At 47.7% G+C, this 12,500-nt stretch carries 10 protein-coding genes and 1 rRNA gene (1 of these 11 running past the window's edge); 1 reads left to right on the top strand and 10 read right to left on the bottom strand.

The genetic code is table 11. From position 1 onward, the window contains the following. From MKY82_RS00055 to gyrA, 4 genes are all read right to left on the bottom strand, one after another. Positions 1–2, bottom strand: a 16S ribosomal RNA gene (locus tag MKY82_RS00055) (it extends 1,554 nt beyond the left edge of the window). A gap of 297 nt (positions 3–299) precedes the next feature. Further along, a complete protein-coding gene (locus MKY82_RS00050) occupies positions 300–1,412 on the bottom strand; it encodes an HD-GYP domain-containing protein (protein ID WP_339220800.1) in 1,113 nt (370 codons plus the stop codon). A gap of 254 nt (positions 1,413–1,666) precedes the next feature. Further along, a complete protein-coding gene (gene tnpA, locus MKY82_RS00045) occupies positions 1,667–2,155 on the bottom strand; it encodes an IS200/IS605 family transposase (protein ID WP_071223663.1) in 489 nt (162 codons plus the stop codon). Between the two features lie 173 nt (positions 2,156–2,328). Next, positions 2,329–4,824 (bottom strand): DNA gyrase subunit A, encoded by a 2,496-nt coding sequence (gene gyrA / locus MKY82_RS00040; protein WP_194540284.1) that lies wholly within the window; start codon positions 4,822–4,824, stop codon positions 2,329–2,331. A gap of 410 nt (positions 4,825–5,234) precedes the next feature. Between gyrA and MKY82_RS00035 the strand changes: the two genes are divergently transcribed. Next, complete coding sequence (locus MKY82_RS00035; RefSeq protein ID WP_339220798.1) at positions 5,235–6,047, top strand: YheC/YheD family protein; 813 nt, start codon at positions 5,235–5,237, stop codon at positions 6,045–6,047. A gap of 135 nt (positions 6,048–6,182) precedes the next feature. Here MKY82_RS00035 and gyrB read toward each other — a convergent pair whose 3' ends face one another. From gyrB to dnaA, 6 genes are all read right to left on the bottom strand, one after another. Continuing rightward, on the bottom strand, positions 6,183–8,093 hold the full coding sequence (gene gyrB / locus MKY82_RS00030; RefSeq protein ID WP_100541344.1) for a DNA topoisomerase (ATP-hydrolyzing) subunit B: 1,911 nt from the start codon (positions 8,091–8,093) through the stop codon (positions 6,183–6,185). 26 nt (positions 8,094–8,119) lie between these two features. Next, entirely contained in the window at positions 8,120–8,371 is a 252-nt protein-coding gene (locus MKY82_RS00025) for an extracellular matrix/biofilm biosynthesis regulator RemA family protein (protein WP_071219299.1), read from the bottom strand. Between the two features lie 13 nt (positions 8,372–8,384). Then, the gene (recF, locus tag MKY82_RS00020) at positions 8,385–9,497 is read right to left on the bottom strand and encodes a DNA replication/repair protein RecF (protein ID WP_194540282.1); all 1,113 of its coding nucleotides are present in this window, start codon (positions 9,495–9,497) and stop codon (positions 8,385–8,387) included. Between the two features lie 56 nt (positions 9,498–9,553). Next, positions 9,554–9,769 carry a S4 domain-containing protein YaaA gene (yaaA, locus tag MKY82_RS00015; protein ID WP_009591516.1) on the bottom strand — a complete coding sequence of 72 codons (216 nt, stop codon included), beginning with the start codon at positions 9,767–9,769 and terminating at the stop codon, positions 9,554–9,556. 38 nt (positions 9,770–9,807) lie between these two features. After that, a complete protein-coding gene (gene dnaN / locus MKY82_RS00010; RefSeq protein WP_113058542.1) occupies positions 9,808–10,950 on the bottom strand; it encodes a DNA polymerase III subunit beta in 1,143 nt (380 codons plus the stop codon). A 203-nt stretch (positions 10,951–11,153) separates the two neighbouring features. Beyond that, positions 11,154–12,500 carry a chromosomal replication initiator protein DnaA gene (gene dnaA, locus MKY82_RS00005; RefSeq protein ID WP_269468904.1) on the bottom strand — a complete coding sequence of 449 codons (1,347 nt, stop codon included), beginning with the start codon at positions 12,498–12,500 and terminating at the stop codon, positions 11,154–11,156.

The following is a 12,500-nucleotide window of genomic DNA, read 5'->3' as shown; positions in this document are numbered from 1 at the left end:
AAAGTGTTTGACTTGCTCATTTCTTAACTGACGAGAATTTGTTCAATTCTCTATTTCAACGTCCCACCTAAGTGGTTCGTTTTACTCACTCGTTGTTCAGTTTTCAAAGATCAACTTCTTTGTCACCGGCGAATCTCATTCGCACCAGCAACTCTTATAATATATCACATTCTCAATTATTTAGCAAGCTTTTTTTTGAAAACTTTTATTTCATTGAAAGCTGCGATATATTCCCGCTCAGAAGCGGCAAGAAATAATATATCACAGCTTTCCTATGTAGGTCAACCCTTTTTTGAAAATCAATAAATAACTTCTTCTATATAGAGTTGGTGCTGTTGCATCAGGTTAATGATCTCTCCCTGAACCGATACCATCGGTCTCGTTGGATGCTGAGCGTCCGTAAATACGATTTCTCCCGAAGTGCCATTGCTCAACCGGACTTGAGTACCTGAATGCAAGGCCGTTACCTTTTGGATAAAAGTCTGAACGATCTTTGGATCCAGCTTGCCAAAGGCCTCTAGTTGAATTTGTTCCAGCACAACATAAGGAGATTGAGCATTCCGATAGAACTTATCCAGTGTCATCGCATGAAAGATATCCGTAACAGCAACGATCTTGGCGTAGATATGAATCTTGTTCCCTTCCAGCCGCAATGGATACCCCGAGCCATCTACTTTCTCATGATGCTGGAGAGCTGCGAGCCGAACTCCTTCATTCACCGCCGCAACATTCTTGAGAATCTGATAACCGTAGGTCGTATGCTGACGTACTTCTTCGTTCTCTTCTTCGGTAAGTTTGGAAGGTTTGTTCAACACAATCGGATCAATCTTGGCATTTCCGATATCATGCAGCAGTCCTGCAAAGGCCACCTGCATCCAATCTTTCTGCGGGAGCCCCACCCATTGTGCCAGCTTATAGGAGGAAAGGGCACAAAGCACGGCACTGTGATACCGATAATCATGGCGATTGGTCATGCGAGGAATGAATTTAAGGACATGATACTCATGTTGGTGTTTTAATAAGTTGTCCATTTGTTTACGCACTTCATACATTCGCAGCTCGCCCGTTATGGCGGACTGGTAACAGTTTTTGACCAGGGTCATGGTCTTGTCGTATTCCTCATGCAAGGCCAAGTCTTTTCGGACAGGTGCCTCTTCGTTCCCACTGCCCTGTTGATTCCCCGTAAAGATCAGCGACGGCTTCTGTCCGGCAGATTTTACGGTCGGTATTCTTGTGCTATCTGCTTCAACGGATTCTATAATTACATGGTCCACCATGAAAGCTTTCAATACCTCTAGATCCCGGGGAAGCAAAACTTTCCCTTTTTGCAGCAAAAGGCCCCCCAGAGGCGTATGCACATCTTTGGCCAGCTTTACTCCAGCCACCACTTCATTCACGGCTTTGATCGTCATGATCAACCCTCTCCATCTATTAAGCTGCGCCACGGCAGCAAACTTCACCTTATATTATACATATTATAGTTCGTCTTTTGCGGCCTGTACAATACCATTTCCCTGAATTTGTAATCCGGTAAGACAAATCAAAACCACCCGTGTGAACGGGTGGTTTGCTCTGCGGCTGAAAGCCTTTGTTACTGGCCAGCCCTAAAGGGCATTGAATCGTTCGCCAACCGCACTACTTTTTCGGCTACCCCTTAAGGGGTCTTCTAGTTCTTCTTCTTTCGTTTGCTTCCTGTTTCTTCTCCTGTGAATGGATCTATATACTCTTCCAGCGTCATTTGCTCTGCAACCACGTCTTCTTGTAACTGATTTCGTATATACTCTTCAATCACTTTCTTGTTCCTTCCTACCGTGTCCACATAAAACCCTTTACACCAGAATTTTCGATTCCCATACTTATATTTTAAATTTGCATGGCGATCAAATATCATTAAGCTACTCTTCCCTTTTAGATACCCTATAAATGATGACACACTTATTTTCGGCGGTATACTTACCAGCATGTGTATATGATCTTTACATGCCTCTGCTTCTATAATTTCTACACCTTTTCTTTCACACAATTGTCTTAGTATTTTTCCTATATCTCTTTTCAATTTCCCATAGATCACTTGTCTTCTGTACTTTGGTGCAAACACTATGTGATACTTACAATTCCATTTTGTATGTGCTAAACTGTTCACATCAGATGCCATCTGATCTCCTCCTCGTGTTTTAAATTTGGTTGGCGAACCGAATTTATCTTAACACTTCGGAGGATTTTTTTTATACAACGCTTAAGCTATCCTGAACCATACGCATAGCGTATGGTTTTCTTTTTACAAAAAGAGCATGAATGCAAATCTGCATTCATGCTCGATACTATCGTTTATTCTTCTGTCGGCTCAACCGGCTCTGTGCCGTCATGGCCTTCTTCTTCCTCTTCACCGGCTTCAGGCTCATCGCTCTTGTCCGCACGGCACACAGTACCTACGGAATCATCCTCACGGATGTTGATCAGCTTCACGCCCTGAGCATAACGGCCCATGGTAGAGATGCCCTCCATGCTCGTACGGATGATGGTACCGCTAGCCGTAATAATCATGAGATCCTCTTCCGATTTCACGACCTTAAGTGCCACAACCGGTCCGTTTTTCTCCGTAATATTGATAGTCTTGATCCCTTTGCCACCACGGGTCTGACTGCGGTAGTCGCTTGCAGGCGTCCGCTTGCCGTAACCTTTGGTCGTTACAATAAGGATATCAAGCTCCTGGTCCACCACGTCCATGCCAATGACTTCGTCATCGTCATCGAGCGTAATCCCTTTCACCCCCGTCGCGCTTCTTCCCATCGAGCGAACATCGCTCTCCTTGAAGCGGATGGACATGCCTTGCGCCGTTCCCATGATGATCTCCTGCTGACCATCTGTCAGCTTAACCTCGATCAAGGAATCATCATCGCGCAGGTTGATCGCAATCAGACCGCCCTTGCGGATATTGACATAATCCTCAAGCGGAGTTTTCTTAACGACACCCTGACGTGTGGCAAAGAACAAGAAATTATCGCTGTCAAAGTTCTCCACCGGGATCACGGCATTGATCGACTCGCCCTGTTCAATCTGAATCAGGTTGATGATCGGCGTTCCGCGGGCGGTACGGCTAAGCTCAGGAATCTCATAGGCTTTCAACCGGTACGCCTTCCCTTTGTCCGTGAAGAACATCAGATAGTGGTGGGAATTCGTGACGAAGAGATGCTCGACAAAGTCTTCGCTCTTCGTATCCATCCCCACAACGCCGCGGCCGCCCCGCTTCTGGCTGCGATAGGTGTTCGCAGGCAGACGCTTGATGTAACCGGTATGCGTAATGGTGATGATCACTTCTTCCCGTGGAATCAGATCCTCATCCAGGATGCTGTCTTCCCCGACCGTAATTTCGGTACGGCGCTCATCCGAGAAGCGTTCCTTAATCTCTTGGAGCTCATCATTGATAATTTGAAGCACAAGATGCTCATTAGCCAAGATCTCGCGCAGTTCCGCGATTCTGGCAAGCAATTCTTGGTACTCGTTCTCAATCTTCTCGCGTTCGAGTCCGGTCAGGCGCTGCAAACGCATATCCAGGATGGCCTGCGCCTGCTCATGACTGAGACCGAAACGCTCCATCAAGCCTTCGCGAGCTGCCTCTGTAGTCTGCGACGCGCGAATGAGGGCAATAACCTCATCGAGATGATCCAGCGCAATCCGCAAACCTTCGAGAATATGAGCGCGAGCTTCCGCCTTCTTCAGTTCAAACTCGGTACGGCGACGGATAACGATAACCTGATGCTCCAAATAGTAGAACAGCACGTCGCGCAGATTCAAAATTTTCGGCTCATTGTTTACGATAGCCAGCATGTTAATACCGAAATTAGACTGCATAGCCGTATGCTTGTACAGGTTATTCAAAACGACATTTGGGTTAACGTCCCGGCGCAGCTCAATAACAATCCGCATACCGTTACGGTCCGACTCGTCGCGGAGATCCGTAATGCCGTCAATCCGCTTATCGCGAACCAATTCCGCGATCTTCTCAACCAGTCGAGCCTTGTTCACCTGATACGGAATCTCGTGAACGACAATGCGAGCCTTGTTATTATTCTCTTCTATGGTCGCTTTCGCCCGCATCGTAACGGATCCACGGCCCGTACGGTATGCTTGACGAATCCCCTCACGTCCCAGAATATAACCCGCTGTCGGGAAATCCGGTCCTTGAATATATTCCATCAGCTCCATCGGCGTGATATCAGGATTTCGAATCATCGCCTGAACGCCATCGATAACTTCACCGAGATTATGAGGCGGAATATTGGTAGCCATACCTACTGCGATCCCGGACACGCCGTTTACCAGCAAGTTAGGATAACGCGCAGGAAGTACGACCGGCTCCTGTTCCTCACCATCATAGTTAGGAGCAAAGTCTATCGTCTCTTTATTAATATCACGCAGCATTTCCATAGCAATCTTCGATAAACGAGCCTCGGTATAACGCATAGCCGCTGCCATATCGCCGTCAATGGAACCGAAGTTTCCGTGTCCATCAACAAGCATATAACGCATGGAGAAGTCCTGCGCCATCCGAACCATGGATTCATAAACTGCGGAATCACCATGAGGATGGTACTTACCGATAACCTCGCCAACAATTCTTGCCGATTTCTTATGCGGTTTATCCGGGGCCATTCCAAGTTCAGACATCGCATATAAAATACGACGGTGTACTGGCTTCATTCCGTCCCGTACATCCGGCAAAGCCCGGCTGACAATGATACTCATCGCGTAGTCCATAAAGGACTCGCGCATCTCGGTACCAATGTCACGATCTTTGATTTGGGAGAAATTTTCTTCCGCCATGCTGGACCTCCTTCATTTTCCTATCAACCATGCCTTGATCTATGTGAAAAAAGCAGAATAGTGATCAGAAACCTAAAAACGCACTAACCTTTATTATATTACTTTCACAAACCGTGCACAATTAAACACGGGATGGATCAAGTGAAAGAATGATTTTTGCCCGGAAACCGGGATATACGCCCTGTCCTCCGTGCCCCTTTTCACATACAATGCATTGCACAGGACTTTTCGTAGCATCACATCTTTATATTATACCACTGTTTGTCATACTTGTCCTATGTTTTCCGGGTTTAAGCTCTCTTGCTGGAGATGCCCCGATTCTTTCAAATCAACCGGATGGACACGAGTTTGTTAACGAGACAGGCCAAATCCTGTCACTCCCATCATACAGCTGGAAAGGATGAAGATGGTTGACTATCCAACGCGTTGCAAGCAAGTGGGCGAAAACGAAAATACTCTTGAAAAATAAAGGTCTCGCCTCTTATGTTCCCTCTACCCGCCAGTATTCATTGGAGGCGCTTGGTGACATGCTGGGCACACATACGCTTGTGTATATCAAGCCTGACCGGGGAACCTATGGCGTCGGCGTCATGTCAGTCGAGCAGCTCCAATCCAAAATCGGTGATGCCGACGAAACCACGACCACTTCCTACAAGCTTCGTTATGAACAGAAAACCGAAATGTTTACCTCCCTGGAGAGTCTCGATAAAACACTGAGCGCTTTGTTTCAGGGGAAGGAGTATCTCATTCAGCAAGGCATCCATCTGCTTCGCCATAAAGGCCGCCCCTTTGATCTACGTGTACTTACTCAGAAGAGTCCTTCTGGCCAGTGGGTGAGCACAGGAATAATCGGGCGGGTAGCGGCCAAGAATAAAATCATTACCAACCACCATAGCGGTGGGGCAGCCCAGCACTATAAACCGCTGATGACCGAGCATATGACGGCAGAAGAGGCAGAGAACATCCGTAAAGAGCTGAATGTGCTTGGGGTGAATGTCGCATCGCAGCTGCAGAAATCCTATCCCAAGCTGAAAGAAATCGGCCTCGATATTGCCATAGACGGTCGCTGGAACATCTGGATCCTGGAGGTTAATACCAAACCTGCACTGTTCCCGTTCAAGAAATTTTTCAAGGATCCCAGCATCTACAATCAAGTAAAAAAATATGCAAACGCTTATGGGCGTAACTTAACCGGCAAGAAAAAAGCCAAAAAGACCGGTTAGCCTATGCGATATATAATTTAATGCCTAGATTCAGGATATATGGCGAACACACCAAATCGTATCTATCGTAAAAATAAAAGGGCAGTCCCTGAGGCCTTCACAGACCTTGGGATGCCCCTTTTTGGATTATTAACTTTATACGTCCAGATTACGGACCGACTTCGCATGCTCTTGAATGAAATCCCGCCGCGGTTCAACGTTATCGCCCATCAGGGTATCAAACAACGTATCAGCCAGGATCGCATCTTCGATGGTCACCTGAAGCATGGTACGGCTCTCTGGATCCATCGTCGTCTCCCACAGCTGTCCGGCATTCATCTCGCCGAGACCTTTGTAACGCTGCACGTTAATTTTGACGTTCTCACCGAATTCCTTGATGATCTCGTCGCGTTCTTTCTCGCTGCCGGCATAACGGATCACCTTATTGCGCTCGATCTTGAAGAGCGGCGGTTGGGCAATATAGATATAACCCGCTTCCACCAGCTTACGCATGTAACGGTAGAAGAACGTCAGCAGCAAGGTACGAATATGCGCGCCGTCAACGTCGGCATCAGTCATAATAATGATTTTGTGATAACGGGCCTTGGACAGATCGAAATCTTCCGCAATACCCGTACCCAGCGCCGTAATGATCGCCCGGATCTCCGCATTGGAGAGGATGCGGTCAAGCCGCGCCTTTTCCACGTTGAGAATTTTACCCCGAAGCGGCAAAATGGCTTGGAAATGCCGGTCGCGTCCCTGCTTGGCGGATCCACCGGCAGAGTCACCTTCGACGATGTACAGCTCACTGATGGAGGCATCCTTGGAAGAGCAGTCTGCCAGTTTACCTGGCAATGCGCTGACTTCAAGCGCACTCTTCCGGCGTGTCATCTCGCGGGCTTTACGCGCCGCTTCACGAGCACGTGATGCCTGGAGCGCCTTCTCCAGGATCCGACGGGAAACCGACGGATTCTCCTGCAGGAACTCCTGCAGCTTCTCCGCGAACAAGGATTCCACAATACCGCGGACTTCACTGTTGCCGAGCTTGGTTTTGGTTTGTCCTTCGAACTGCGGCTCCGGTACCTTGACCGAGATGATTGCCGTCAATCCCTCACGCACATCGTCACCCGACAAGTTGTTGGTGTTATCTTTGATCAATCCCGTTTTGCGGGCATAGTCATTGATAATCCGAGTGAGTGCACTCTTAAAGCCGGATTCATGCGTTCCGCCTTCGTGCGTGTTGATATTATTTGCAAAAGAATAAATATTCTCGGTATAGCTGTCGTTATACTGGAGCGATACTTCGACTTGAATATTATCCCGTGATCCCTCAACATAGATAGGGTCTTCGTGCAGTGCTTCCTTCTTCTCATTCAGGAACTTAACGTATTCAATGATTCCGCCCTCGTATTTGAAATAGTCGGAGGCACCTGTACGTTCATCCGTCAGCGTAAGCGCAATGCCCTTATTCAGGAACGCCAGCTCACGAATCCGCGTAAGCAGCGTGTTGTAATCATATTCCGTTGTTTCCGTGAAAATCTCCGGATCCGGCAAGAAGGTTACGGTTGTACCAGTATCGTCGGAATCCCCGATGACCTTGATATCATATTGAGGTACGCCGCGATGATACTCCTGTTGGTAGATGTGCCCGTCACGTTTGACTTGAACCACGACTTTCGAAGACAGTGCATTCACGACCGAGACACCAACACCATGCAGACCGCCGGATACTTTATATCCGCCGCCGCCAAATTTACCGCCGGCATGAAGGACGGTCATAACGACTTCCAGCGTCGACTTCTTCAGCTTGGCGTTCTCGCCGACCGGAATTCCGCGCCCGTTATCGACAACGGTAACACTGTTATCCTCATGGACAATGATTTCGATATGGTCGCATATTCCCGCCATCGCTTCGTCAATACTATTGTCCACAACTTCCCATACCAAATGATGCAAACCCTTGGCACTGGTAGACCCGATATACATCCCGGGACGTTTACGAACGGCTTCCAATCCTTCCAGTACCTGAATCTGATTCTCATCATATGTCGGTTGATTCATAGACATGCCTTCACCTACTTCTACAGATTCTGTTATGCCTGAGCTACAAAATGATTTGCTCGTTTCTTAAGCGTTGCAGAGGAGATCGGAGAGTAATAAACGATCGACTTCGTCACCACAATGGATTTCGGATCCTCTTCGCCAATCATCTCCACGACTTTATGCTGCTGGGCATGCGTGACGAACTGCTTGGAGATTTTTGAAGATTTCTCTATCGAGATATCAAAAATCCCAACCAGCTCCGACGAACGGATGATCTTCTCTCCGCCCAAATGAATATACATATGGAATCACTCCTTAAGAGCCCACCTGTCCGTCATGGACATGAAAAATGCTGGCACCCTTCAATTTGTCGGTATTCAAACTCTCAATGCCCGTCGCCGTGATGAATGTCTGCACTTTGCTCTGGAATGTCTCGATCAATTGTGTCTGCCGGTACGGATCCAATTCAGAAAGCACATCATCCAGAAGCAGCACCGGATATTCACCGATCTCTTCCTGTATCAGCTCGATTTCAGCCAGTTTCAAAGATAGCGCCGTCGTCCGCTGCTGACCTTGAGATCCATACGTTTGGACTTCTTTGCCATTAATATAAAAAGCCAGATCATCTCGATGAGGACCTGCCAATGTCATACCACGCCGTATTTCTTGCTCTTTCATTTGTGATAATTTTATCATAAATGTCTCAAATAAGACAGCTTCATCTTCTTCCTCCGCGTCAGCAAAGGACGGAAGGTAGTGTAAAGAGAGCTCTTCCAGACCGTTTGTGATTCCCTGATGAATGGTCTCAGCCCACTTTTGCAGCTTTTTTATAAATTGTTTCCTCTTCTTGACGATTTTAACACCATGTTCTGCCAATTGGTTGTTCCAAATGTCCAGCATCGCTTGTTCGGCGCTGCCCTTCCCCCATAATTGCTTCAGCAGATTGTTGCGCTGCACAAGCACCTTCTGGTATTGCTGCAGGTGAAACAGATAGCTTGGCGCGACCTGCCCGATCTCCATGTCAAGAAACCGGCGGCGAACCCCCGGCGTGCCTTTGACAATCTCCAGATCCTCGGGCGCAAACATCACGACATTGAGCGAGCCGATGAAATCGCTAAGCTTCCGCTGCTCGAGTCCGTTGATTTTTGCCTTCTTCCCCTGCTGAGACAAACTCAGCTCCAGCCTCAAAGGGCCGTACTTGCGATCAATCTCGGCTGATATATGCGCACTGGACTGCTCGAATCCAATCAATTCGCGATCTTTGGAGGTCCGATGGCTCTTCGTTAAAGCAAGCACGAAGAGCGCCTCCATCAAATTCGTCTTTCCTTGGGCATTGCGTCCGATGATCAAATTGACATCGCCAAACGCCTCAAGCTGCAGCTTCTCGTAATTTCGATAATGCTGCAGGCTGACATTTTTGACAAACAAGCTTATCCTCTCCCTCGTCTTCCGCGCTTAGCGCCAAAGCGGCTGCGGGAGGCTGTCTATTGTGCTGCCACCTGAAACGTCCCGCAATCCTCTACTTTGACGATGTCGCCGGGAACCAGTTTGCGTCCGCGCCGCTCTTCCTTCTCGTCGTTGACCAGAACCGCTCCTTCCGCAAGCAGCGCCTTCGCCATCCCACCTGTGGATACGCAATCTGAAAGCTTCAAGAACTGATCCAGCTTGATGTATTCACTGTGGATAAATATTTGTTTCATGACCTCGTCCTTTCATCCCTATCAACATGGGGATAACTTTAATTGGCCGTACGGTACGGCAGAATAATATATTGGCTCTTGCTGTCGTCGAGCGGTTTAAGAATGATCGGGCTCATAACCCCCATGAAAGCGATCATCAGCTGTTCGCTTTCAACCACCTTTAGCACGTCCAGCATGTATTTGGAGTTAAACGAGATGCGCAGCGGCTCCCCTTTGAAATCGATCAGATCCAATTCTTCACGCACTTTACCAAGCTCGGAGGAGCTGGAAGAGATCTCAATGCCGCCTTGTTCCATCGTTTGCAGGAGAACAATGTTCGTTTTCTCCTCTTTGGAGAGCAGGTAGGCGCGGTCGATCGATTCGCTTAATTTTTTTGTGTCCAAAACGAGTTCTGTTTTATGCGATGTTGGAATAATTCTAGAAGTATCGGGATAAATGCCGTCCAGTATACGGGAATAGAACAGAACACGGTCAATTTTAAATAATACCTGATTATCGGCCACAACGATATCCACCAGCGTATTTTGGTCCGGAATAATTTTGCTCAGCTCATTCAGCGTTTTACCCGCAATGACGACATTGTTGAACGAAATGTCCTGTGCATTGTCCAGCTGTGCAGAGCGAGTTGCCAATCTGTGACGGTCTGTTGCGGTAAATTTCAATTCATTATCGTTCAGACTCCATAATACCCCGGTCAAAATAGGCGTTGTTTCATGGGTGGAAATGGAGAATACCGTTTGCTTGATCATGTTTTTCAGCAGATCTCCAGGCAAAGAAACGGTTTGGCTGTCTTCAATGTTAGGCAGTACCGGGAATTCTTCGGGGTCCAAGCCCACCATCTGAATTTCCGTAGCTCCCGAAGAAATAAAGGTATGGAAGTTCTCTTTTACCTCCATCTGGATTTCTTGGGAAGGGAGTTTCTTGATGATTTCAACAAAAAATTTGGCCGGCAGCACAACGCTACCAGGCTGCTCTACCTGGACGATAGTGTGCTTCTCATCTTCCGAAGGAATAAACGATTGAATGGAAATATCAGTATCGCTAGCAGTTAGTGTGACACCCGAATACGTGACATCCAGTTTAATGCCGCTGAGGATCGGAATCGTAGTTCGGCTGGAAATCGCCTTGGATACGTGTTGAATGGATTCGTTTAATACATTTTTTAATATGCTGATTTTCATCAATTTCACTCCTTACGGAAAAATGAGAGGGGTTTTTTCACCTTGGCGAATGCCAAGAGGATCCCCCTCTTTATGGTTAAATTATTTATTAATTATTATTAGTAATAGTAATAGGGGCACTGAATATGTGGATAAGCCCCAGAAAAGGCATAAAATTAAGCCTATCCACATGTGTATAGATTGTGCATAGGCTTTGAACTTGTTCAGGTTGGATTTTTGATTTTCTCCGTAATATTATTGACCACTTTAAACAGCTCCTGGTCGTTTTTCAGAGATTGGGTAATCTTCTCATGGGCATGGATGACAGTGGTATGATCCCGGCCTCCGAATGCTTCTCCGATCTTGGGAAGGGAATAGTCGGTTAATTCGCGGGACAGGTACATGGCAATTTGCCGCGGAAATGCGACGGCTTTGGTTCGCTTGCGGGCTTTGAAGTCTTCCAGCCTGAGGTTGTAATACTCGCCGACCTTCTGCTGGATGTCCTGAATCGTAATCATTCGCGGCCGACTGGACGGGATGATATCCTTCAGGGCTTCGGCTGCCAGATGCGTTGTTACGTCCTGATTGGTCAGGGAGGAATAGGCAACGACACGGATCAAGGCACCTTCGAGTTCACGAATGTTCGTATCGATCTGATTGGCGATATACATCATGGCTTCGTTCGGAATATCCAGATTCTCGGCCTTCGCTTTCTTGCGGAGAATGGCGATCCGCGTCTCCAGATCCGGCGGTTGAATATCGGTGATCAATCCCCATTCGAACCGGGAACGGAGCCGTTCTTCCAGCGTCGGAATCTCCTTGGGCGGACGGTCACTGGATATGATAATCTGCTTCCGCTCTTCGTGCAGGGCGTTAAACGTATGGAAAAATTCCTCCTGCGTCGATTCCTTGCCTGCCAAGAACTGAATATCGTCAATGAGCAGAATATCGACGTTGCGGTACTTGTTGCGGAAGCTTTCAGCGCGGTTGTCCCGAATGGAGTTGATGAACTCGTTGGTGAATTTCTCGGAGGAAATATACACGACTCTGCTGCTGGGATTGTGCTCCAAAATATAGTGGCCGATGGCATGCATTAAGTGGGTTTTTCCAAGTCCAACTCCACCATATAGGAACAATGGGTTATACGCCTTAGCCGGAGCTTCGGCAACAGCGAGCGAGGCAGCATGGGCGAACCGGTTGCCTGAACCGATGACAAAGGTATCAAACGTATACTTCGGATTCAGCATATGAGACTGAATTTCTTCCCCGGATATTTCAAGCGGCGGCGAGATCTGCTGCGGCACAGGTTCGTGTCCTTTGGCCTCCTCAATGACGAAGCGGACATCCACCTGCTTGCCCACCACCTCCAATACGGTTGCACTAACCAGCTTGGTGTATCGGCTCTCCAGCCATTCCACAGCAAATGTTGTCGGTGCGGAAATGACGACGGAGTGATCGGTAATGGTCAATGCCTTGGTAGCTTTAAACCAAGTGTCAAAACTCGGTTTACTCAGCTTGGTTTGTATGATCGATAATATTTCTTGCCATAATTCGGAAGTATGGCTTTCCAA

The sequence above is a fragment of the Paenibacillus sp. FSL W7-1279 genome (assembly GCF_037969845.1).
Classification (GTDB): domain Bacteria; phylum Bacillota; class Bacilli; order Paenibacillales; family Paenibacillaceae; genus Paenibacillus_AQ.
Note: the sequence above shows the minus strand (reverse complement) of the source record. Positions and strands in the feature narration are given on the sequence as shown.

Bases quoted from the DNA above. Each gene is read 5' to 3' on its own strand.
- MKY82_RS00050 (WP_339220800.1), bottom strand. From the start codon at position 1,412: ATGACGATCAAAGCCGTGAATGAAGTGGTGGCTGGAGTAAAGCTGGCC.
- tnpA (WP_071223663.1), bottom strand. From the start codon at position 2,155: ATGGCATCTGATGTGAACAGTTTAGCACATACAAAATGGAATTGTAAG.
- gyrA (WP_194540284.1), bottom strand. From the start codon at position 4,824: ATGGCGGAAGAAAATTTCTCCCAAATCAAAGATCGTGACATTGGTACC.
- gyrB (WP_100541344.1), bottom strand. From the start codon at position 8,093: ATGTCTATGAATCAACCGACATATGATGAGAATCAGATTCAGGTACTG.
- MKY82_RS00025 (WP_071219299.1), bottom strand. From the start codon at position 8,371: ATGTATATTCATTTGGGCGGAGAGAAGATCATCCGTTCGTCGGAGCTG.
- yaaA (WP_009591516.1), bottom strand. From the start codon at position 9,769: ATGAAACAAATATTTATCCACAGTGAATACATCAAGCTGGATCAGTTC.
- dnaN (WP_113058542.1), bottom strand. From the start codon at position 10,950: ATGAAAATCAGCATATTAAAAAATGTATTAAACGAATCCATTCAACAC.